Source organism: Nonomuraea sp. NPDC050783 (genome assembly GCF_040802095.1).
Classification (GTDB): domain Bacteria; phylum Actinomycetota; class Actinomycetes; order Streptosporangiales; family Streptosporangiaceae; genus Nonomuraea.
Window position 1 is genome coordinate 494,844 of record NZ_JBFAHK010000003.1, and the last position, 21,892, is coordinate 516,735.

The following is a 21,892-nucleotide window of genomic DNA, read 5'->3' on the forward strand; positions in this document are numbered from 1 at the left end:
CGTTGGGGCGGGCGCCGAAAGCAGTGCCTTACTGGTCAGGGGCCGGGAGGAGCACTCGGCGGGCGGGGCGGCCGAGCATTCGGGCGGGGCCGTGCTCGACCAGACGGCCGTCGTGGATGACCGCGACCCGGTCCGCGATCCGCGCGACCAAGGGGAGGTCGTGGCTGATGACGATCAGGGTCACGTCGAGGTCGGTGAGCAGGTCGAGTACCTCGGCCTGCGTGACGGGGTCGAGGCCGGAGGTGATCTCGTCGCAGACCAGTACGTCGGGGCGGGCGAGAAGGGCGCGTGCCAGGGCGGCGCGCTGGAGTTCGCCGCCGGAGAGCGCGTGGGGGCGTCGTCGGGCGGCGTCGCGGTTCAGGCCGAGCGCGGCGAGGGTCTCGGCGGCCTCTTCGCGGGCGGTGGGCGCGGGCAGGGCACGCAGGCGTACGGCGGTTCTGGCGACCTGGTCCACGACGGCGCGGTGGGGGTCGAACGAGGCCAGGGCGTTCTGGAAGACGTACTGGATGCGGGTCAGGTCGGTGCGGTCGCGCCGCTGAGGCAGGGGGCGGCCGGCCAGGCGGATGGCGCCGCCGGACCAAGGGCGCAGGCCGGCGACGCAGCGGGCGAGCGTCGTCTTTCCGCTGCCTGAGCGGCCGACGACCGCCAGGCGTTCGCCGCGGGTGACGTCAAGTGTCACCTCGCGCAGGATCCCGGCGCCGAGGTCTTCGATCTCCAGGAGAACATCCGGTTCCGCGCGGGGCTCCGGCTCGCGGGGTTGCGCGGTGACCAGGGCCTTGGCGTACTCGGTGCGCGGGGAGTCCAGGACCGCGGGCCCGAACTCGACGACGCGGCCGTCCTTGAGCACGACGACCTGGTCGGCCAGTTCTCGTACCAGTTCGAGGTCGTGGCTGAGCAGCACGACGGCGATGCCGAGCCCGGACAGTTCGGCGGCGACCTCGGCCCGGGTGACCGCGTCCTGGCCGGTGGTGGGTTCGTCGGCGACGATGACAGAAGGGTCGGCCAGCAGGGCGTGGGCCAGGACGAGTCGCTGTTGCTGCCCGCCGGACAACTGGTGCGGGAAACGGCGGAGGAAGTCCCGGTCGCCAGGAAGGCGCGCCTTGCGCAGGGCCTCGTGCACGGCGGTGCCGTGGCGCGCCGCGATCTGGCGGAGCACGGTCCCGATGCGCAACACCGGATTGAGCGCGGTCGCGGGGTGTTGCGGGATGAATCCGACGGTTCCGGGCGGCGGAGGCTGAACGCTGTCGATGTGGCGTCCGGCCACGGTGACGCGGCCGGTGACGCGGGCGCCGGGCGGGTACTCGCCGAGCAGGGCGAGCGCCGTGGTGGTCTTGCCACTGCCGGAGGCGCCGACCAGGGCCAGCGTGCTCGCGGCGGGCAGGGTGAAGCTGACTCCGTCCACCAGGGTCCGTCCGGGCACGGTGACCGTCAGATCGTCAACGTGGAGCATGACGGGCTCTCTTCAGTACGCGGTCCACCGTGAGGTTCAGCCCCACGGCGAGCATGACGATCATCAGGGAGGGGGCGAGTACGGCCCACGGGTTGAGGAAGAGCCCGCCCCGGTTGCGGTCGACCATCACCGCCCAGTCGTCCGCGTCCGGCGCCACTCCTACGCCGAGGAAACTCGCGGCGGCGATGAGGTAGAGCGAGCCGGTCAGCCTGCTGCCCGCGTCGGTGGCGAGCACGCGAGCCATGGACCGGGCGACGAACCCGACGTTGATCCGCCACCAGCCCTCGCCCTGCAACCGCATGGCCTCCACGGCCGGGCGGCTGCCGGCCTCCAGGGCGCAGGCGCGTACCAGGCGGGCGATGTCGGGCAGGTGGACCAGCATGACGGTCCAGACGAGCACGCCTTCGGGGGCCAGGGCCGCCACCACCAGGAGGAGCAGCAGGGAGGGCACCGCCATGAGCACGTCGAGCGGCCGCATCAGGGCCTCGTCGAGCATCCTGGGCGCACTCGCCGCGGCCAGACCCCACAGAGTGCCCAGCAGGTACGCGCCCGCGGTGGCCAGCAGGGCGGTCAGGACCAGGGTCCGCCCGCCCACGAGCACCTGGTGCCAGACGTCGCGCCCGGCGAAGTCGGTGCCGAGCAGGCCCACGTCGGCGAAGGAGGCGGAACGTACGAGCTCGTACGGGATCAGCGGCCCCGCGACGGCCACGATCAGCGGCACGGCGAGCAGCAGGTACCTCACGCGCGTGGCGCCCATCGGAAGGACACGACGTCGGCGAGCAGGTTCACCACGACGGTCGTGACGGCGAACAGGAGCGCGAGCCCTTGTAACACGGGAAGGTCCCGGTGGCCGACCGCGTCGGCGAGGGTGCTGCCGAGCCCGGGGATCACGAACACGGCCTCCACCACGATGACACCGCCGAGCAGCCAGTCGACGGTGCGGGCCAGGTGCTGCACGGCGGGCGCGAGCGCGTTGGGCAGCGCGTGCGCGAACCAGCCGAGCCCCAGGCGGCGGGCGTGCCGCACGTACGGCGAGGCCAGGACGTCGATCATCGCGGAGCGGACCAGCCGCCCGGTGGAGCAGAGGGGCCGGACCAGCAGCACCGACACCGGCAGCACCAGGGCAGCGGCGCTGAGCCCACCGAGACCGGTCGGCGGCAGCCACGCCAGCGTCACGCCGAAGACCGCCACCAGCACGATGGCCAGCGCGAACTCCGGCACGGCGTAGAGCGCGGCGCTCACCGTGGTCAGCGCCCGGTCGAACCGGCCGCCCTCGCGCCGGGCGGCGGCGACCCCGAGCGCGACCGAGAGCGGCACCAGGATCAGCGCGGTGAGGCCGGCCAGCACGGCTGTGGGGGCCAGCGCGTCCAGGACGATGCCGGTGACCGGACGGCCGGAGACGAGCGAGGTTCCGAAGTCCCCCCGTGCCAGGGCCGAGGCCCAGGTGGTGAGACGCTCGGCGAGGGGACGGTCCAGGCCGAGGGCGGCGCGGATGGCCGCGATCCTGGCCGGGTCGGGCTGGTCGCCGGCCAGCACCACCGCGGCGTCGCCGGGCAGGGACTCCACCATCAGGAACACCAGGCAGGCGACCCCGGCGACCTGAAGGACGCCGACGGCCAGCCGACGAGCGGCGTAACGGGTCAGGTTCAAGCCAGTCTCACCTTGTCGAACCTGGCCCAGTCCAGCGTGTTGGCGGGCGCGGGGCGTACGCCGGTCACGTGGGGCGAGGTGGCGACGATCCAGTCGGCGAACCCCCACACCAGGAGCCCGCCCTCGGCGTGCAGCATCCGCTGCATGCTCAGGTAGGCGGCCTCCCGGTCGGCGGCGGACGGCGCGGAGACGGCCTTGTCGTAGAGGGCGTCGAACTCCGGCCTGGCCCACTTGGTGGCGTTCGTGGTCGAGGTGGACAGCAACCGCTGCGCGATGTGGGTCTCGATCGGCATCGCCCCGGAGCGGAAGCTGACGAGGGAGCCCTTGGTGAGGATGTCCGACCAGTACGTGTCCTTGCTGCCGTTCACGATCGTGGCCTTCAGCCCGGCGGCGCGCAGCTGGTCGGCGAAGACCGTGGCCGCCTCGACGAAACCGGCCGCGGCCGTGGAGGTGGTCAGCTCGATCGGGAGCCCGTCCGCGCCCGCCTTCTTGATCAGGGCCCTGGCCCGGTCGAGGTCGTACGCGCGCTGGGGGATGCTCTCGGCGTAATGCAGGTAGCCCTTGCCGAACAGGTCGTTGCCGATCTGCCCGGCCCCGGGCATGACGGTGTCGACGAGTTGCCGCCGGTCGGTGAGCAGGAACAACGCCTCTCGCAGGTCCGGGTCGTCGAAGGGCGCGCGGTCCACCTTCATCGCGAACGCGTTCATCGAGCTGCCCGGCGCACGGACGATCGCGACGCGGCCCTCGTGGCGGCGGGCGGAGGACGGAGTGAGGTCGTGGGCGTACTCGACCTGGCCACCGAGCAGGGCGTTCACCCGCGCGGACTCCTCGTTGGCGATGAGGAACTCCAGCTCCTCGATGAGCGGAGCGCCCTCCCAGTAGCCGGGGTAACGCTTGAGCAGCACGGACCGGCCCGGCTTCCAGGACACGAAGGAGAACGGCCCGGACCCCACCGGCCTGCTGAAGTCCGTGGTCCCCTCCGGGACGATGTAGGCGCCGAAGGCGGCCAGCACGTTCGGGAACTCCGCGAACGGCCGCCTCAGCCTGAACTCGACCGCGCGGTCGCCGACGGCCCGGCTGTTCGGCAGGTCGATGAGGGCGAGGCTGGACTTGGCGCGGAACGTCTTGCCCGGGTCGGTGATCCTGGCATAACTGGCCAGGACATCCTGCGCGCGTACCGGGCGGCCGTCGTGGAAGGTCGCCTCCCGGAGGGTGACGCGCCAGAGGGAGAAGTCGGCGTTCGGCTCCCAGCTCTGGGCCAGGCGGGGCTGAGGCGAGACGTCCGGGCCGAGGTCAGCGAGTTTGTCGTACAGGGCTTTGGCGCGGGCGGCCTCGTTGAACAGGTTGGCCAGGTGCGGGTCGAGCACCTCGGTGGCGCCGCCGCCGGCGAACACGGCACGCAGCCTCCCGCCGCCGGAGGAGGAAGAGGAGGAGGACGCGCCGGTGCCGCATCCGGCGAGCAGGGCGGCTCCGGCGGTCAGGCCGAGGAAGCCGCGGCGGCTGAGGTGGTCACGCATGATCAGGGTCCTTTACGAGGCGGGCGACGACGTGGAGCCGGTCGGCGGACAGAGGCGGGCCGTCGTGCGGCTCCGCCCGGGGGCCTGGCTGGTCGAACAGGTCGAGGACCTCGAACCCGGCGACGGTCAGGAAGTAGGCGAGCTCCCGCGGGAAGAGCAGCCGCCAGGCCGAGCGCTGCTCCAGCGGACCGCCGCCCGGCCAGGTCCAGGTACGGCGGCGGCGCAGGAGCTGCGCGGCGTGGTCGAGCCACAACTCCGTGCGGGAGGTGTAGGTGATCCCGGCGTGGGTGACCGTACGGGTGAACGGCGCCGGAAGCGGGTGGGTGAGGAAGTGGGCCCCGTTGCGCATCTCGGCGATCAGCAGCCCGCCGGGCCGCAGATGGTCGCGGGAACGCTCCAGGAACGCGGCCAGGTCGCCATTGTCATGGCAGTACAGCAAGGCGCTGTCCAGGCACGTCACCACGTCGAACCGGCGGCCGAGCGCGAAGGCGCGCATGTCGGCGCGGGCGAACCGTACCCGGGGGTGTCGCTCGCGCGCGTGGGCCAGCATCGGCTCGGACACGTCGATGCCCGTCACGTCGTAGCCCAGCCGGTCCAGGTAACCGGCGTCGCGGCCGGTGCCGCAGCCGACGTCCAGCAGGGTGTTCCCGCCGCCGAAGCGCCGCACCTGGCCGTCGACGAAGCGGGCGGCCCGGTGGCCGGGGTCGGGGAACTGGGCCTCGTACAGGGCGGGGTTGTCGGTCAGGAAGTTCATGCGGGCACCGCCGTACGGCGTTCGAGGATCAGCACGGCGGCCGCGCAGGCCAGGCCGGTCGCCGCGCACACCGCGAACCCGGCCGTGCCGGCCCAGCCCACCAGCGCGGTGCTCGCCGCCGCGACCGTCCCCGACACCAGGTAGAAGACGCCGAAGTAGGTGCCGGCCAGCGACTCGCCGCCGAAATCGCTGATGCGCTCGTACACGAACGGGTGGGTCATCATCACGCCGAAGGCCAGGGCCAGCACCGCGGCCAGCACCGGGACGATGCCCGGCGACAGCGCGGGCACGAGGAAGCCCGCGCCCATGACGACCAGCCCGTACGCCATCGCGCGGTCCCGGCTGGTGGCCGCCTTCAGCCAGGTGGTGATGGGCACCTGGAAGAGCAGGGTCGCCACGGTGGACACCAGGAACAGCAGCGCCACCGAGCCTGCCGTGCCGGTCGCCTGCTCGGCGGCGAGCGGCAGGACCAGGTAGAGCTGGTTCTGCAGGGCGTACATGCCGCTGAGCGCCAGCGTGAAGGCCATGAAGCGCCGGTCGGCCAGGCAGCGCCGCCAGTCCCCGAGCACCGACGAGCCGCTGGGCGTCACTTCGCGTCCGGGCAGCACGCAGGCCTGCGCGACGGTCAGCACCGCGAAGATCGACGCGGCGGTGAGCGCGGCGGCGCGGAAGTCCACCAGCAGCAGCACGCCACCGAGCACCGGCCCGCACAACGCCCCTGCCTGAGCGAACACGTTGAACAACGCGAACGCCCTGGCCCTGTCGGGGGCCGCCACCGCGACGTAGCCGCGCACGGCCGGGTTGAACAGCGCGCCGGCCAGCCCGCTGAGCACGGCCGCCGCCAGCAGCAGCGGCACCGTGACACCGAACGCGAACAGCCCGAACCCGACGGCACGCAACGCGCACCCCGCGATGATCACCCGGCGGGCCCCCAGCCGGTCGGAGGCCGAGCCGCCGACGAGGAACAGGCCCTGCTGGCTGAGGTTGCGGACGCCGAGGATGACGCCGGTCAGCGCGGCCGACAGGCCGAGGTCCTTGGTGAGGTGGCCGGCCAGGTAGGGAACCAGCAGGTAGAAGCCGGTGTTGACGCCGAACTGGTTGACCAGCAGGAGCCGTACGGCCCAGGAGAGCTCCTTCACGACGCCCGCACCCCCAGCCCGGGCTCGCCGCTCAGCCGCAGCACGCCGTCGTGCCCGCCGATGCCGGTCCAGGGGTCCTCGGCCAGCAGCAGGTGCCCGTCGAGATCGGCCCAGCGCGCCGACGGCGTCAGGTGGACGGCGGGTGCGATGCCCAGGCTGCTGGCCACCTGGCAGCCGAGCATGACCTCCCAGCCGCGGCCGGAGGCATAGGCGATGATCCGCCGGGCCGCCGTCAGCCCTCCGCACTCGGCGAGCTTGACGTTGACGCCGTGGACGGCGTCCGGCAGGTTCGTGACGTCGGCGAGGGTCTGGGCGTCCTCGTCGGCCAGGACCGGGATCGGCGAACGTTCGGCCACCCAGGCCAGATCGTCCAGCGCCCCGGGGGCGACCGGCTGCTCGACGGCCTCGATCCCCAGCGGCGAGACCGCGTCCAGGATCCGCACGGCCTCCTCGGCCGTCCACGCGCCGTTGGGGTCCAGCAGCAGGCGCGCATCGGGCGCGGCGGCGCGGACGTCCCGTACCCGGGCGACGTCGTCCTCGCCACCTAGTTTGATCTTGAGCTGGGGAAGACCGGGGCGGGGTTCGCCGCCCAGCCCCACGGTGAACGCCGTCACGGTGTCGCGCCACCGCATCCCGAACAGCGCATGGACCGGCAGGCCGCGCCGCTTGCCCGCCAGGTCGTACAGGGCCGCGTCCACCGCCGCGAGCACGCCCGGCGCGCCGGCCAGGAGCTCGGGCACGGCGGCCAGCGCCTCCTCCGGACCGGGCAGCCCGGCCAGCTCCGGGCGCAGCCGCAGCAGCAGGTCCGTGATGCGCTCGACGTCGAGCCGGTGACGGACGCTGGTCACCGCCTCGCCGTGCCCGCGCAGGCCGTCGTGCTCGATCGTGAGCCGGACGGCGTCGCGGCCGGACATCACCGACCGGGAGATCCGCAACGGCTCCAGCAGTCTCAGCGCGGTGACCGTCCAGGTGAGCCTCACGCCGGCACCTCCGCGAGCAGGGGGTCGGCGACGGTGCGGCAGCGGGCCCAGCCGGACACCTCGACCGCGCGCGGATGCGCGATCTCCACGGGTTGGTCGTGCGGCCTCTCCAGCAGGCCCCGGTCCCGGCAGTAGTCGTCGTCGAAGATCGACCCCAGGTACCGGTCGGGCCCGTCGGGGAAGATCGCCACCACTGTGGCGCCGGGCTCCCTGCGTGCCGTCCAGGCGGCGACCCTGGCGACCGCGCCGGTGCTCCACCCGCCGGTCACGAAGGAGCCTCGGGCCAGCCTGCGGCAGGCGTCCACGACCTCGGTCGGACCCAGCCAGTGCACCTCGTCGAACAGCTCGTACGCCACGTTGCGCGGATGGATGCTGCTCCCCAGGCCGCGCATGATCCTGAGCCGCGCGGGCTGGCCGAACACGGTGGAGCCCACGGTGTCCACCCCGACCAGGCGCAGGCCCGGCCAGTAGCGGCGCAGGCCGCGGAAGACCCCGGCGCTGTGCCCGCCGGTTCCCACGCTGCACACCAGCACGTCGGCGTGCTCCAGCCGCTCCGCCAGTTCCCGCGCCAGCGAGGCGTAACCGCCAGGGTTGTCGGGATTGTTGTACTGATCGGGCCAGTACGCGCCCGGCGTCCGCTCCAGCACCTCGCGCACCCGCTCCAGCCGTGCCCGCTGCCAGCCGCCCTGCGGATGGGGCCGGTCCACGATCTCCAGGCGCACCCCGTACGCGCGCAGGAGAGCGCGCATCCCCGGTTCGAGCTCGTCGTCCACCACCAGGACGACCGGATGTCCGAGGCACTGCCCCGCGAAGGCCAGGCCGATCCCGAGCGTCCCGCTGGTCGACTCCACGACGGGGGCGCCGGGAGCCAGCTCGCCTCGCGCGCGGGCGGCGGTGAGCATGGACACGGCGGCGCGGGCCTTCATCCCGCCCACGCCCAGCCCCTCCAGCTTCGCCCAGAACCCGCCGTGCGCATGCGGGAGAGGGACGGTGATCCTGGCCAGGGGCGTGTTGCCGGCGAGGGACAGCAGGTCGTTCATGGCCGCTCCCGGTAACGGAACACGACGGTGTCGCCACCGTCGAGCCAGAAGAACGGGTACGGCTCAGCCGACACCGCCGTGACTCCCGCGCCGAGGAAGTGCGGCAGGATCGCGCTGCCCGTCTGGGCGAACATCACCAACGGCTTGCACCGGGCGCGGGCATGGTCGAGAAGGACGGGGAAACTCCCGTTGCCCAGGGTCATCCCCGAGGCGAGCACGCAGTCGCAGTCGTCCAGGGCCTCCGTGACGTCAGTGATCACCGGGTCGCCCCACTCGGTGGAGCCGCCCTTCAGGTCGCACGGCACGTAGCGCACGCCCCGCTCGTGCAGGCGCTGCAGCAACGAGTTGACCACGCCGACCACGAGGACCCGTTCGACGTGACCGGGCAGCAGGTCCGCCACGGCCGACGCCCGCGCCAGGGACTTGTCCAGCGACGTTCCCGCCGGCAGGGTGACCCGCTCGCCCCAGTGGGGACGGGACGCCATCAGGTAAGCGTCGAGCGCGGCCACGCGGATCGCCGCCGCCGGGTGGGTCAGCAGGTCGGCGACGGACGCGCCGACGCACTTCTCGACGGTCACGTCCGCGATCTCGTCCGGCTCAACGGCGCAGGAGCCCACGGCGCGGCCCACCCGCAGGCTGACGACGTGGTTGCGGTAGGCGTGGCCACGTGAGTCGTGCCGTACCCCCTGGCGGGTGGTGAAGGCGGTGCTGACCCGTTCCTTCGCGGGCTCCGGCCCCAGCTCGCCGGCGAGCGCCCGCTCGGTCAGTGCCGTCAGGTTCATCGCTCGTACTCGACCTTCAGCGCCGCGACCAGCGCCTCCGCCCTCGTACCCGCGTCGCCGCCCACGAGGTCGGTCACCATGACGTGGCCGAGGTAGCCGTTGTTGCTCGTGGGCTCGCCCGCCTGGTGCCCCGCCGGCCTGACCGACCAGTCGACGACGTCCGGGGCGGCGGCGAGCTCGCCGGTCCCGTGCACGGCGGCGATCCGTCCGGCACGCTCGGGCAGGAGGAAGGCGACGGCGGCGCTGCGCACCCCGGTCTCGGCGGGAGTGAGGACGGGCCGCTCCCCCGCGGCCAGTCCGGCGTGGATCATCGGCAGGTCGATGCCGGTGACCCGGCGGACCAGCTCGGTGATCTGATTGCCCGCCGGGCGCGGGTTGACCTCGATCAGCGCCGGACCGGCCGGCGTGAGGCGCAGTTCGGTGTGCGCCACCCCCAGTTCCAGGCCCAACGCCTTGACCGCGGCCACCGCGGTCTGCTCCGCCTGGCGAACCAGGCCCGGGTCGAGGGCGGCGGGGAAGACGTGGCCGCTCTCGACGAACCACGGCTCGCCGCCCAAGCTCTTGCCGGTCACCCCCACCACGTGGACCTCGCCGCCGAAGCCGACCGTCTCGACGCTCACCTCCGGCCCGGTGAGCAACTGCTCCAGCAGGACGATCGGCACCCGCCGCTGGCCGCGCGCGTTGACGGGGAACCCCTCAAGATCGAGGAAGGCCGTCCGCAGCTCAGCTTGGTCCTGGACCTTGCGTACGTACATGCCGGCGCACAGATCGACCGGCTTGACGACCAGGGGATAGCCCAGACCGTTCGCTGCTGCCACGGCCTCCTCCCAGGAGGCGGCCGTGCTGAACCGGGGGCCGGGGAGCCCGGCTTCCCAGAACGCGGCCCGGGCGAGGTCCTTCCGGCAGGCCCGGCGTATCGACTCCGGGGAGGGGCCCGGCAGGTCCAGGCGTGCCGCGACCTCGGCCACCGCAGGCAGGTAGTAGTCGCACGAGGTCAACACGCCGTCGAAGCCGAGCGCGCCGTGCAGCCGCTCCACCTGGGCGGGCAGCTTCGTGAGGTCGTTGGTCTCCGCGGTCACTACATGGTCGGCGGCCAGCAGTGGATGCGCCCGGGGGCTGGGCGAGGCGCGCAGGTAGTGGTGCAGGTCGCGGGTGAGGAAGGTGAAGCGGTGCCCCGCGTCGCGGATGGCGCGTGGCAGCAGCGTGCTCATCGCCCCGACCCAGCTTTCGATCATTAACAGGTGTGCCATGCCATCTCCTCTGGCCTCATCTCGTGAAAATGATTACCATTTCTGGCATGGCACTGCAATCCGGGCACCAGACGCTCTTGCCTCAAGGCCGGTCGCCGCGGCACGGCATGGCGCATGCGACAATGGTGGTCATTGCTCAGCCTGGGCGAGTGTTCACCGCGAAGGGCGGCGCAGGTCCGCTTCCACGGCCTCATGGGTGCCGGCTCCGGCGCGCGCCGGCCGGGATGGCGCCGCTGGTGGCCGTCTCGAGGATTTCGCGGGCGAGGTGACCACCTGCCGGATCGCCCTCAGCGTGCAGCGGTCACCGACACCTGCCCGGCCGCGTCGAACCGGCGGTTGTTCCTGCCGCATCCCCGACGACCAGCGGCACCGCCGCCGTCGTTCCCGAGACGGCCGGGCTACGGCCGACCAGCCCAAAAGCGGCTCACGTGGGTCGACCTTCTGCAAGACCTCGCATCTGCTCCAGGCGCTGTCAGCCACCTGGAGCGGCCGATGCCCCGCCTGGCGGCGGGGAGCGCGGCCCGTCAGGGACGGATGGCGCCGACCAGCGTTCCGCCGTAGGAGGAGAGCTTGACGACCTTGACGACGTCGCCGGTCTGCGGCGCGTGCACGATCTGCCCGTTGCCCACGTAGATGCTGACGTGCCCCAGCCCCCGGCTGAAGATCAGGTCCCCGGGCTGGAGCGCGTCCAGGCTCACCCGGCGGTTCTGCCCCCAGGCCCACTGCTGCCAGGTCGTCCGGGGCAGCGACACGCCCGCGGCCCGCCAGCTCGCCTGCGTGAGCCCCGAGCAGTCCCAGCCGCCCGGGCCCGTCCCGCCGAACACGTACGGCTTGCCGATCTGGGCGAAGGCGAAGCGCAGCACCGAGGCCGCGTTCCCCGAGGCCGAGCCGGTGTACTTCATGCCGGTGCTGTTGGGGTTGCCGGGGTTGTAGGCGTTCAGCTTGTTCAGCAGCTTCTTCTGCTCGGCGATCAGCTTGAGGATCTCCGAGCGCTCCTTCTCGACCCCGTCGCGCTCCTTGTCGGCCGCCTCCAGGGCCTCCTCCGCCTTGTCGCGCTCGGTCTTCAGGCCGCGGTTCTCCCGGTCGAAGGCGTTCAGCTTCTCAGCCCGCTCCTTGGAGACCTGGCCGGCCAGCGCCAGCCGGGCGAGGAAGTCGTCGGGGTCGTCGGAGCCGAGGAAGCCGGGCAGGGAGGTGACGTCGCCGCCGAGCTGGTAGCTGTCGACGGCCATGTTGATCACCTCGGAGCGCAGGTCGGCGACGGTGGCCAGCTTGCGCTTGTAGCTGTCGTTCAGCTCGGTGTAGGTGGACTTGGCCTTCTTGTAGCGCTCGGTGGCCGTGTTGTAGCGATCGACGACCTTGTCGGCCTTGTCGTTGAGCTTGGCCAGCTTCGCCTTGGCCTGGGCCAGGGTGGGCTTGGGGTCGGCGACCGCGGCTCCCCCAGGGGCAAGCACCAGCCCGAACGCGATCCCCGCGGCCACCGGTACCTGGCCAAACCTCACTGCGTCGCCTCCCAGGGTAAACATCTGGGGCGAATAGTACAGAAGTGGTGGGTGGGGTCTCACCCGAACGTCAAAAACGAGCAAGTCGTAATCTAGGCGCGACCCAAGCGGCGCAGCAGCAAGGAAGACGGAACCGGTCTGGCGCCCATCCGCCGCACCGATTCGGCCACCTCGCGGTCGGAGGACACCACGGCGATGGCCCGCCCGGGCGGCTCGGCCCGGACGAGCTGCCGGATGAGGTCGTCGGCGATCTCCCCCGGGTCGCTGAACAGCACCCGCACCCCGCGCGGCGCCACCACCTGCACGGGCGCGTTGAGCTCGGCCCCGTCGAAGACCACGGTCACCTCGACCCGGGTCTGCGCGGCCAGCCCGCCGAGCCCGGTCATGAGCCGGTTGCGCTGGTCGGCGAGCGTGAGCGTGCCGTAGCCGGTCTTGGTGACGTTGTAGCCGTCGATGATGAGGTGGATCTGCGGCACGCCCAGGAGCTGGTCGAGGAGCTGCGGATCGTCGTCGGCCAGCGCCCGCGCGGGCACGCCGCGCACGCCCGGCCGCTCGCCGGTGTGGGCGGTGACTGAGTCGGCGGGCCGGCTGATGGTCGTGGGCAGGCCCAGCTCCCTGCGCAGCCCGGCCGAGGCGTCCTGCAGGGCGTCGAGCAGCACCCGGATGCGGGCGTCCTCCAGGCTGCGGCCCTCGCGGGCGGCCCGGCGGGAGGCTTCGAGCTGCTTCTCCACGTCGGACAGGCGCTCGCGCAGCCGCCGCAGCTCGGACTCGCCGGCGCTGCCCGCGGCCACCGCGGCCGTGCGGGCGTCCTCGGCCACGCGCTCCATCTCCTCGGCGCGGGCGAGCGCGGCCTTGGCCCGCTCGCGGGCGTCGTGCAGCTTGCGCCGCAGGTCGGAGTTCTCGGCGCGGGCGGCCTTGAGCTGCTCGCGCAGCCGGTCGGACTCCTCCTTGGCCGCGGTCTTCTGCGCGGCGAGCTGCTCGCGCAGCCGGGAGACCGCCTCCTCCCGCTCCGACCCCTCGGCCGCCAGCGCGGACTGCGCCAGGTCGCTGCGGGCGAGCTCGATCATCTCCTCCCACCCGGGCGGCCGGGTGAGGTAGGCGGCCGCGGCCACCAGCACGGGATCGGCGGCGGGCGGGATGACGCCCTCGGCCAGCGAGGCCGCCAGCTCGGGCCAGCCGGCGGCCACCGACTCGGCGACCAGCTCGCGGAACTTCTTGTCGTTCTCCAGCTGCGCGGCTATGGGGGCGCTGCCGAGCTTGGCCCTCTTGCGCGGGTCGAACTTGGCGATGCCGCGCAGGGGCGGCGGGATGGAGGCAGCGGGCATCGTCCCGAGAACCGTGGCCGCCAGGTCGACGACATTGAGCCGCACCTGCTCGGGAAGCGGGCGGGACAAGCCTTCACCCGCTGAACTCATCCCACTTGTCCCTTCGTGACATGCCCTTTCAGACAAGGGTACGGCTGCCGCGTACCTGACCGTAACGGCCACCCGTGTATGGACGAGCGCTTGGTCAGAGGTGTACGACAGGTGAACGGCAGGTGTTCACCCGGGAGGCCCACCGTGGCGGAGCAGATGCGTACCTCCACCCGTGACCTGGAAGAACTACGCGACCGGATGACCGCCTGGCTGCGTGGCAGGGTCGGCGCGGACGCCTCGGTGTCCGAACTGTCCAGGCCGACCGACAACGGCATGTCGAGCGAGACCCTGTTCCTCACCGCGACCTGGGGCGGGCGGCCGACCCGCTGCGTGGCACGGCTCGCACCTGCGGGGGAAGCGGTCCCGGTCTTCCCCGCCTACGATCTGGCGTCGCAGTTCGAGGTGATGCGCCTGGCCAGGGAAAAAGCTGGGATCCCAGCGCCCAGGACCCTGTGGTTCGAGCCCGACCCGGCTCCGCTCGGCACGCCGTTCTTCGTCATGGAGCGGGCCGACGGCCTGGTGCCCCCGGACGTGGTGCCGTACACCTTCGGCGGCTGGTTGTGCGAGGCGTCCCCCGAGGAGCAGCGCAGGCTCCAGGAGTCCAGCGTGGGCGTCCTGGCGGCGCTGCACCGCGCCCCGTTCGACGCGGCCGAGCTGGGCCGGTTCGGGGCGGCGGGCCTGCGGGCGCACGTGGACGCCCAGTACGCCTACTACGCGTGGGCGCACGGCAAGCGGCCCATCCCGCTGCTGGAGCGGGCCTTCGCCTGGCTGGAGGCGCACTGGCCGGAACATCCGGGCCCGGACGTGCTGTGCTGGGGCGACGCCCGCGTCGGCAACCTGATGTTCCGCGACTTCGTCCCGGTGGCGGTGCTCGACTGGGAGATGGCCGCCGTGGGCCCGCGCGAGCTGGACCTCTCCTGGATGATCTTCCTGCACCGCTTCTTCCAGGACCTCACCGTCGCCACGGGCCTGCCCGGCATGCCCGGCTTCATGCGCGCCGCCGACGTCTGCCGCACCTACCGCGAGCTGACCGGGTACGAGCCGCGCGACATGGGCTTCTACGAGGTGTACGCCGCCCTGCGCCACGGCATCATCATGGCCCGGGTCTGGCAGCGCAGGATCCACTTCGGCGAGCAGCCCGACCCGGACGACCCCGACGACCTCGTGCTGCACCGGGCGACGATCGAGCGGCTGCTGGCCGGATGAGTCACGAGCCGGCGTCGTAGACCAGCAGCGCCACCTGGACCCGGTTGTTGAGGCCCAGCTTGGTGAGGATGCGCGAGACGTGCGCCTTGACCGTGGGCACGCTCATGAACAGCTCGCGCGCGATCTCCGCGTTGGACCGGCCCCGCCCCACGGCCAGCGCCACCTCCCGCTCGCGCTCGCTGAGCCGGGCCAGCAGCCGCCTGGCGCGCTCGGTGCGCTCCCCCGCGCCGCCGTCCGCGACGTGCGCGATGAGCTGCCGGGTCACCACCGGCGACAGGATCGGCTCGCCCGCCGCCACCTTCCTGACGGCCTGCACGAGGTCGCCCGGCGGGATGTCCTTGAGCAGGAACCCGGCCGCCCCCGCGCGCAGCGCCCGCAGCACCTGCGCGTCGGCGTGGAACGTGGTCAGCACCACCACCTCGGGCGGCGCGGCGGCGGCGCGCAGCGTCTCGGTGGCGGTGAGACCGTCGACCGTCGGCATGCGGATGTCCATCAGCACGACGTCGGGCCGGTGCTCGGCGACCAGGGGCGGCACCTCGGAGCCGTCGCCGGCCTCGGCCACGACGGCGATGTCACCGGCGCCGCCCAGGATCATCGACAGCCCGGCCCGCACCATCGCGTCGTCGTCGACCACCAGCACCCTGATCACGTGTTCTCCCCGATCGTCTCCTGCGGCGGCCACGGCAGCCGGGCGCGCACCACGAACTCCCCCGCCGCCGTCGGGCCGTGCTCCAGCCGGCCGCCGGCCAGCTCGGCCCGCTCGGCCAGCCCGATCAGGCCCGCCCCTGCGCCCGGGAGGCGCAGGGGGTGGCGGGCGCCGAGCGGGTTGCGGACCTCGGCCGACAGCTCCGCGCCTGGCCCGCCGGTCACGGTGACGGTGACCGGCTGGCCGGAGGCGTGCTTGCGCGCGTTGGTCAGCGCCTCCTGCACGATGCGGTAGAGGTTGCGGCCCAGGCCCTCCGGGGCGTCGCCCGCCCGCTGCTCCAGCCGTACGTCCATGCCGGCCTGCCGGCACTCCTCGACCAGCGACGGCAGGTCGGCGAGGGTGGGCTGCGGCCGGTCGGGCACCGGGTCGTCGCCGGGCCCGCCCGGCGCCGCGTGCCGCAGCACGCCGATCACCTGGCGCAGGTCCTCCAGGGCCAGGTGGGCGTTGGCCCGGATCGCGCCGGCGGCCCTGGCGATGTCCGAGGCGGGCGCGTCGGGGCGGAACTCCAGCGCGCCCGCGTGCAGGCTCAGCATGGAGATGCGGTGGGCGAGCACGTCGTGCATCTCCCTGGCGATGCGCTCGCGTTCGAGCCGCTTGGCCTCCTCGGCGGCGCCGTCGGCGCGCTGCCGCAGCGACCAGATGAGCTGGCGCCTGGCCCTGACCACGATGCCCCAGGCGTAGGTGGTCAGCAGCAGCGCCGTGACGAACGCGGCCCACAGCAGCGGCGGCATCTCGTCCTGCGGCCTGATGAGCATGTAGGGCGGGATCGTGGCGAGGTAGAGCAGCGCGATCGGCCCCGAGACCCTGAACGGCCGGTGCACCGCCACGGTGAACAGCGCCACGAGCGAGGCCCCGCCTGCCAGCTCCAGGAACGTGGACAGCACGAGCAGGACCATCGCCAGCCCGACCGGCCAGCGGCGGCGCAGCCACACCGACACGCACGACAGCGCGCCCACGACCTGCTCGGTCAGCAGCAGCGGCTCGGGGACGTCCTGGAGCTCGGGCAGGCCGAGCAGCGTGATGCCGCAGGCCACCAGGAAGACGGCGATGTCGACCAGCCAGTCGCGGGTGGAGCGGCGCACCGGGCGGCCCTCGCCGCCGTCGCCCAGCAACACCGACGGCAGCGCCCATCGGTATTCGGGCACCGGAGTGTCCGTCCCCCGCGCGTTCCTCACGTTCATCGAGGTTAGGCCCTACCGGGGTCGCGGCGACAGCGACCAAAGTCGATGCCGTTCGAGACCTGCGGACGATGCGCGCGGGACGCGCGGCGGGCCAGCCTGGGCGGGTGAGAACGGTGCTGACGGTGCTCGGCTGGCTGCTGCTCCTCCAGGGCGTGGCCGGCCTGGGAAATGCCCTGCTCGGCCTGTGGCCGTGGGCCGGGCGGCTGCTCGTGGCCCATCACGTGGGGTTCCTCGACGGGCACGAGGTGTTCGCGGCCATCGTGATCGGCGTGCTCGGCTTCGTGCTGCTCGCCGTCGCGCACTCGGTCGGCAGGACGGAGGAGGGCGGATGAGCGAGCAGGTGAGCGAGCAGGTGAGCGGGGTGTCGTTGCGGCCGCCGCGCCACCGGGTCGATCCGCGGGCGGTCTCCTGGTGGACGGTGCAGTGGCTGATCCTCCTGGTGCCGGTCGCCGCCGCGGGGGCCGCGGCTTACTGGGTGCTCACCGAGCGTCCGCCGTGGCTGGGGGTGGTCACGGCGGCGTTCGTGGCGGGCTGCCTGGCGCTGGCGGTGGGGGCGCCCCGGGCGTACTACCGGACCGAGCGGTGGGAGGTCACCGACGAGGCGGTCTACACGCGCAAGGGGTGGATCACCCACACCTGGCAGGTGGCGCCGATGTCGCGCATCCAGCGGATCGACACCGCGCGGGGGCCGGTGCAGCGGTTGTTCGGGCTGGCGGACGTCAAGGTCACCACGGCGTCCTCGGCGGGCGCGGTCACCATCGCGGCCCTCGACCACCGGCTCGCCGCCGACCTGGCCGAACGCCTGACCACCCGCACCCAGGCCACCCCCGGCGACGCGACATGACGGGCCCGACCCGCGACGCGGCGGGACCGACCGACGGCACCGTGGGGAGGCACGGCGGTATGGCGGGGGTGGTCGAGATCGGCTGGCGGGGGCTGGCCGGGCGTTCGGTCGCGGCGTCGGCGGTCAAGTCGCTGGCGCTCGCCGGGCCCGCCGTGATCGCGTTGATCCGCATCTTCACCGGCTCGGGCTGGCCGATGGGCGGGCTGGTGGCGGCCTGTGCCGGGGCCACGGTGCTCATCGTCGGCGGCGTGGCGGCCTACGACGTCGCGCGGCTGAGGGCGACCCGGTGGCGGCTGACCGCCGACCGGCTGGAGCTGCACGCAGGGATGACCGTTCGGCGGGTCCGGTCGATCCCGCGCGACCGGGTGCGCAGCGTGGACCTGCGGGCCGACCCGGTGCTGCGCCTGCTCGGGCTGACCGTGGTCAAGGTGGGCACGGGCGAGCACGCCGCCGACGGCGACGAGCTGACCCTCGACCCTCTCACCAGGGACGACGCCGAGTCCCTGCGCCACGCGCTGCTGCTCCGGCCCGCGCGGGGCGGGGGCCGGGGTCACCAGGACCACGCCGGGAACGGCGGGAGCGGCGAGGACAGCGGGGACGGCGGGGACGCGCCGCTGGCCGAGCTGCGATGGTCGTGGATCCGGTACGCCCCGCTGTCGGCGTGGACGTTCGCCGGCACGGCGGCGCTGGCGGGCGTGGTGTGGAAGGCGGTGGACAACCTGGGGCTGGAGGACCTGGCCGAGCAGGCGGTCGGCCCGGTGTGGGACTGGGTGGCCGACCACCCGCTGCCCGCGGTGACGCTGCTGCTGGCGGCCAACCTCGTCGTGGGGGCGCTGGGAGCGACGCTGCTGTTCGCCGAGTCGTGGGGGCACTACCGGCTGGAACGCGAGCCGGGCCGGCTCCGCCTGCGGCGCGGCCTGCTGACGTCCCGGTCGCTGACGCTGGAGGAGCGGCGGCTGCGCGGCGTGGAGCTGAGCGAGCCGCTGCTGCTCCGGCTGGGTGGCGGGGCGCGGGTCAAGGCGGTCGCCACGGGCCTCGGCAAGGCGGCCGAGAACGAGACCGAGGACGTCGGCGCCCTCACCCCGCCCCTCCCCCGCCCCCTGGCCCACCGCCTGGCCACCACCATCGCCACCATGCACCCGGCCCCCGGCCCGGACACGCGCCCAGCCGCGGGCCCAGGCGCGGACACAGACGCGGACACAGACGCGGGCTCAGGCGCGGGCTCAGGCGCGGGCTCAGGCGCGGGCCCAGGCGCGGGCCCAGGCGCGGGCCCAGGCGCGGGCCCAGGCGCGGACGTGGATGCGGGGCTCGGCGGGGCGGGGCTGGTGCCGCATCCGCCCGCCGCGCGGAGGCGGCGGCTGGTGCGGGCGGTGGCGGTCACAGTGGTGCTGGCCGTCCTGGCGGGGGCGGTGTCCTGGCTGGTGCCGCTGCCGTGGCTGCGGGCCTGGGTCTGGGCGGTGCCGGTGGTGACGCTGCCGGTGGCGCTGTGGGCGGCCGTGGCGGGCGCCCACAACCTCGGGCACGCCCTCGGCCGGCGGCACCTGGTCGCCAGGAGCGGCGCGGTGGTCCGGCGGACGGTCGTGCTGGAACGGGCGGGCATCTCGGGCTGGACGGTCACCGAGTCGTTCTTCCAGCGCCGCGCCGGCCTGGTAACCGTCTCGGCCGTCACGGCGGCGGGCGACGGTCACTACGAGATCCTGGACGTGGGCCGCGGCGACGGCCTGGACCTGGCCGCCCGAGCGGCCCCGGGCCTGCTGGAGCCGTTCCTGCTCCGCTGACCGGCCCCGCCCGCGACCCCACGACCGGTCCCGCGACCCCATCCCCCGGCCCGCCCGCGACCCCGCGGCTGGTCCCGTGGCCCCGTGACCCGGTCCCACCCGCGACCCCGCGCCCCCGATCCCACCCGCGACCGCGACCGGAAGCGGAAGCGGAAGCGGAAGCGGGACGCGGTGCCGCGCGAGCGGGACGCGGTGCCGCGCGAGCGGGACGCGGTGCCGCGCCGGTCGCGGTCCACCGGAGGGAAGGCGGACGGCTGCCCCTCACCGAGGAAGCCGATCGGTCCACTCGGTCTCCACCGAGATGTAGCCGTTGCTCATCGCCGAGCCCCCGTCGGCGCCGAGGACCAGGTTGGCGCGGGTGACCCGGGCAGCGGCCGGGTCCACGACCAGCTCGATGGGCCTCCCGTTGTCCCCCGGGCCGGGCAGGCGCAGGTGCTGGCCGCCTTCGACCGGCCCCTCGTTCTCGACCCCGGGCGTGGCGGCCAGCGCCTCGAACGCCGCCGCGCGCACCTCCGCGGGCGCCGGCAGCTCGGTGATCAGCGCGATCAGGCTGTACGTGGGGTCTCCTCGTTTCTCGGACTCGAGCATGCCGCTCTCCACGCCCTCCCGCTCGACGAGCCACGCCTTCAGCGCCTCCGGCTCCGTCGGCAGCTTCTCCAGCTCCTCGAAGCTCACCTCGGCGCCTTTGAGACGCAGGGTGTTCCGGGTGGCCACGACCGCGGCGGGGGGATCCTGCGGCTCGTTCCTGGTCCAGCGCTTGCCGTCACGCCTGGTCCAGCTCTCGATCGGGGGGATGTCCGCCGGCTGGTACCGGATGGTGACGTGCCAGTACGTGCCCGAGTCCTGGGGAGCGCGTTCCGCGCTGGCGGCGGCCATGAGCAGGACGTCCTTGCCGGTGATCCGCCCTCCCGCGACGGGCGCGCCGTCACCGGAGGACGTCCCGGTGGCGATCACGACCGCGGCGGCGGCGGTGGCGGCGGCGGTGGCGACCAGGGCGGCGCCCGGCACGAACCAGCGCCTGCGCCCGTGCCCGGCGCCGCGGGCCCGTCGCAGCAGGTGGGCCCGGCTGCGCTCGGCGGCCGCGGCGGACGGCTGCGGCTTGGCCAGCAGGGCGGCGATCTCGTCGAGGTCGTTCATCGGGTGAGCTCCTTGTCCATGAGGGCGTGGATCTTGGCGCGGGCCCGGCTGAGCCGCGAGCCCACCGTGCCGGTGGAGATGCCGAGCGCCTGGCCGATCTCCTCGTAGCTGAGCTGGCCCAGCGCCAGGAGCAGCAGCACGTCGCGCTCGCCGCCGTTCAGCGAGGCGAGCGCCAGGGCCAGGCGCGGTTGCATGCGCTGGGCGGCCACCGCGGTGACCACCTGGTTCTCGGGTCCTTCCACGACCGGGGCGGGATCCAGCCGGGCCAGCGCCCGGTAGTGGCGGGCCTCCTTGCGGCGGTGCCGGGCCACCAGGTTCGTGGCGAACCCGAACAGCCACGGCCGCAGGCCCCCTTTGTCCGGGTCGAACCGGTCGCGCCGGTCGAAGGCCAGCAGGAACGTCTCCGCCGCGATGTCCTCGGCCACCTGCGTGTCCAGCCGGCCCGCGACGTACAGGTAGATGTCTCGGAAATATCGGTCATGTACGGCGGTGAACAGCTCGGGGTCACGCCGGTAACCGGCCACGAGATCGGCGTCGGTCGCCTGCTCGCCCACGTCGGCGGTCACGTGCCCGTCTCCGTCATGAGTGTGCCTTCCGGAACGGTGAACAGTGCTTACGCCCATCCTTCGCCGGAGTCCGGAATCCTCTTCCCGGCCGGCGGGCCGGCGCCGCCCGGGAAAGAAAAAGAGCCGCGTGATCTCCCACGATTTGCCCATGCCCCTGTACTGGACAAATCCGATCCCGCGGCTCAAGTGCTTGCAGTCATAACGCTATTTGGCTCACTTGCAACCTAGTTGCAGCCGTATTAACCGTTGACCTAGATCACGAGTCAGGGGGATGATCCGCGCGTGGCGTCTGGACCGGCGCTCGCCTGCCGCGCGCTGAGCTGCCTGGCCGGCGGGCGCACGATCATCGAGAATCTCACCCTGGAGTTCGAGCCGGGCGAGCGCGTGGCGCTCATGGGTCCCTCGGGCTCCGGGAAGACGACCCTGCTCACCACGCTCGCCGGCCTGCTGCCGCCCGCGGCGGGCCGGGTGCTGGCCGGGGGCGTGCCCCTCGACGAGCAGCCGGAGCTGCGTTCCGGCCTGGCGCTGGTGTTCCAGTCGTACGGGCTGCTGAGCCTGCTCACGGCGGCCGAGAACGTCGAGGTCGCGCTGCGCGCGGCGGACCGCCCGCCGCGCGAGGCGGTGCGGCTGGCCGCGCGGGCGCTGGAGCGGCTGCGGGTGGCGAGGTTCGCCGACCACCTGGTGGAGGAGCTGTCGGGCGGGCAGCAGCAGCGGGTCGCGGTGGCCAGGGCGCTGGCGCTGCGGCCCCGGGTGCTGCTGGCCGACGAGCCCACGGCCGAGCAGGACGCCGCGCACCGCGCGCTCGTCCTGGACGAGCTGATCGCCGTCGCGGCCGAGGGCACCACGCTGGTGATCGCCACCCACGACCCGGAGGTGGCCGAGCGCTGCGACCGGGTGATCGAGCTGCGGGCGCTGGCGGCCGACCGGCAGGCAAGGAGGGGCCGGTGAGAAAAGTGGTGAGGAGGCGGTGAGGGGCCGGTGAAAAGGGCGGTGAGAGG

21 protein-coding genes are annotated in these 21,892 nt (G+C 73.5%); 5 read left to right on the forward strand and 16 right to left on the reverse strand.

The window, feature by feature from the left end:
* Positions 1–28 precede the first annotated feature (28 nt).
* The 12 genes from AB0H75_RS10420 to AB0H75_RS10475 form a co-directional block, all read right to left on the reverse strand.
* Entirely contained in the window at positions 29–1,450 is a 1,422-nt protein-coding gene (locus tag AB0H75_RS10420; protein WP_367793654.1) for an ABC transporter ATP-binding protein, read from the reverse strand.
* Positions 1,437–2,207, reverse strand: a complete 771-nt coding sequence (locus AB0H75_RS10425) for an ABC transporter permease (protein WP_367793657.1) — start codon at positions 2,205–2,207, stop codon at positions 1,437–1,439. Before AB0H75_RS10425 ends, AB0H75_RS10420 begins: the two co-directional genes overlap by 14 nt.
* Positions 2,189–3,100: an ABC transporter permease gene (locus AB0H75_RS10430; RefSeq protein ID WP_367793660.1), complete on the reverse strand. Its 912-nt coding sequence runs from the start codon at positions 3,098–3,100 to the stop codon at positions 2,189–2,191. Before AB0H75_RS10430 ends, AB0H75_RS10425 begins: the two co-directional genes overlap by 19 nt.
* Positions 3,097–4,617, reverse strand: a complete 1,521-nt coding sequence (locus AB0H75_RS10435; RefSeq protein WP_367793663.1) for an ABC transporter substrate-binding protein — start codon at positions 4,615–4,617, stop codon at positions 3,097–3,099. The genes AB0H75_RS10430 and AB0H75_RS10435 overlap by 4 nt, the downstream gene beginning before the upstream one ends.
* Positions 4,610–5,371, reverse strand: coding sequence for a trans-aconitate 2-methyltransferase (locus tag AB0H75_RS10440; protein ID WP_367793666.1), 762 nt, complete (start codon positions 5,369–5,371; stop codon positions 4,610–4,612). Before AB0H75_RS10440 ends, AB0H75_RS10435 begins: the two co-directional genes overlap by 8 nt.
* Positions 5,368–6,510 carry an MFS transporter gene (locus AB0H75_RS10445; protein ID WP_367793669.1) on the reverse strand — a complete coding sequence of 381 codons (1,143 nt, stop codon included), beginning with the start codon at positions 6,508–6,510 and terminating at the stop codon, positions 5,368–5,370. Before AB0H75_RS10445 ends, AB0H75_RS10440 begins: the two co-directional genes overlap by 4 nt.
* A complete protein-coding gene (locus tag AB0H75_RS10450) occupies positions 6,507–7,490 on the reverse strand; it encodes a dipeptide epimerase (RefSeq protein WP_367793672.1) in 984 nt (327 codons plus the stop codon). The genes AB0H75_RS10445 and AB0H75_RS10450 overlap by 4 nt, the downstream gene beginning before the upstream one ends.
* A complete protein-coding gene (locus AB0H75_RS10455) occupies positions 7,487–8,530 on the reverse strand; it encodes a PLP-dependent cysteine synthase family protein (protein ID WP_367793674.1) in 1,044 nt (347 codons plus the stop codon). Before AB0H75_RS10455 ends, AB0H75_RS10450 begins: the two co-directional genes overlap by 4 nt.
* A complete protein-coding gene (locus AB0H75_RS10460; protein WP_367793676.1) occupies positions 8,527–9,312 on the reverse strand; it encodes a DUF364 domain-containing protein in 786 nt (261 codons plus the stop codon). The genes AB0H75_RS10455 and AB0H75_RS10460 overlap by 4 nt, the downstream gene beginning before the upstream one ends.
* Positions 9,309–10,562, reverse strand: a complete 1,254-nt coding sequence (locus AB0H75_RS10465) for an ATP-grasp domain-containing protein (protein WP_367793678.1) — start codon at positions 10,560–10,562, stop codon at positions 9,309–9,311. The genes AB0H75_RS10460 and AB0H75_RS10465 overlap by 4 nt, the downstream gene beginning before the upstream one ends.
* Positions 10,563–11,086: 524 nt before the next feature.
* Positions 11,087–12,061 carry an NlpC/P60 family protein gene (locus AB0H75_RS10470; protein WP_367793680.1) on the reverse strand — a complete coding sequence of 325 codons (975 nt, stop codon included), beginning with the start codon at positions 12,059–12,061 and terminating at the stop codon, positions 11,087–11,089.
* Positions 12,062–12,153: 92 nt separating this feature from the next.
* Positions 12,154–13,455: an NYN domain-containing protein gene (locus tag AB0H75_RS10475; RefSeq protein ID WP_367793682.1), complete on the reverse strand. Its 1,302-nt coding sequence runs from the start codon at positions 13,453–13,455 to the stop codon at positions 12,154–12,156.
* Between the two features lie 165 nt (positions 13,456–13,620).
* Between AB0H75_RS10475 and AB0H75_RS10480 the strand changes: the two genes are divergently transcribed.
* Positions 13,621–14,682, forward strand: coding sequence for a phosphotransferase family protein (locus AB0H75_RS10480; RefSeq protein WP_367793684.1), 1,062 nt, complete (start codon positions 13,621–13,623; stop codon positions 14,680–14,682).
* A gap of 1 nt (position 14,683) precedes the next feature.
* Here the strand turns inward: AB0H75_RS10480 and AB0H75_RS10485 are convergent, their stop codons facing one another.
* Positions 14,684–15,331 carry a response regulator gene (locus tag AB0H75_RS10485; protein WP_367793686.1) on the reverse strand — a complete coding sequence of 216 codons (648 nt, stop codon included), beginning with the start codon at positions 15,329–15,331 and terminating at the stop codon, positions 14,684–14,686.
* Complete coding sequence (locus AB0H75_RS10490; protein WP_367793688.1) at positions 15,328–16,533, reverse strand: sensor histidine kinase; 1,206 nt, start codon at positions 16,531–16,533, stop codon at positions 15,328–15,330. The genes AB0H75_RS10485 and AB0H75_RS10490 overlap by 4 nt, the downstream gene beginning before the upstream one ends.
* Positions 16,534–16,673: 140 nt before the next feature.
* On the opposite strand from AB0H75_RS10490, the gene AB0H75_RS10495 reads away from it, so the two are divergent.
* Genes AB0H75_RS10495 through AB0H75_RS10505 form a run of 3 tightly spaced genes read left to right on the forward strand, consistent with a single transcriptional unit; the run spans position 16,674 to position 19,191 of the window.
* Positions 16,674–16,901 carry a hypothetical protein gene (locus tag AB0H75_RS10495; RefSeq protein ID WP_367793690.1) on the forward strand — a complete coding sequence of 76 codons (228 nt, stop codon included), beginning with the start codon at positions 16,674–16,676 and terminating at the stop codon, positions 16,899–16,901.
* Entirely contained in the window at positions 16,898–17,413 is a 516-nt protein-coding gene (locus AB0H75_RS10500; RefSeq protein ID WP_367793692.1) for a PH domain-containing protein, read from the forward strand. Before AB0H75_RS10495 ends, AB0H75_RS10500 begins: the two co-directional genes overlap by 4 nt.
* A 59-nt stretch (positions 17,414–17,472) precedes the next feature.
* Positions 17,473–19,191, forward strand: coding sequence for a PH domain-containing protein (locus AB0H75_RS10505; protein WP_367793694.1), 1,719 nt, complete (start codon positions 17,473–17,475; stop codon positions 19,189–19,191).
* 261 nt (positions 19,192–19,452) lie between these two features.
* Here AB0H75_RS10505 and AB0H75_RS10510 read toward each other — a convergent pair whose 3' ends face one another.
* Both AB0H75_RS10510 and AB0H75_RS10515 read right to left on the reverse strand, forming a co-directional pair.
* Positions 19,453–20,328, reverse strand: coding sequence for a CU044_5270 family protein (locus AB0H75_RS10510; RefSeq protein ID WP_367793697.1), 876 nt, complete (start codon positions 20,326–20,328; stop codon positions 19,453–19,455).
* Positions 20,325–20,894 carry an RNA polymerase sigma factor gene (locus AB0H75_RS10515; RefSeq protein WP_367793700.1) on the reverse strand — a complete coding sequence of 190 codons (570 nt, stop codon included), beginning with the start codon at positions 20,892–20,894 and terminating at the stop codon, positions 20,325–20,327. Before AB0H75_RS10515 ends, AB0H75_RS10510 begins: the two co-directional genes overlap by 4 nt.
* 282 nt (positions 20,895–21,176) lie before the next feature.
* Here AB0H75_RS10515 and AB0H75_RS10520 point away from each other — a divergent pair, with 282 nt between their 5' ends.
* Positions 21,177–21,842, forward strand: coding sequence for an ATP-binding cassette domain-containing protein (locus AB0H75_RS10520; RefSeq protein ID WP_367793703.1), 666 nt, complete (start codon positions 21,177–21,179; stop codon positions 21,840–21,842).
* Positions 21,843–21,892 lie beyond the last annotated feature (50 nt).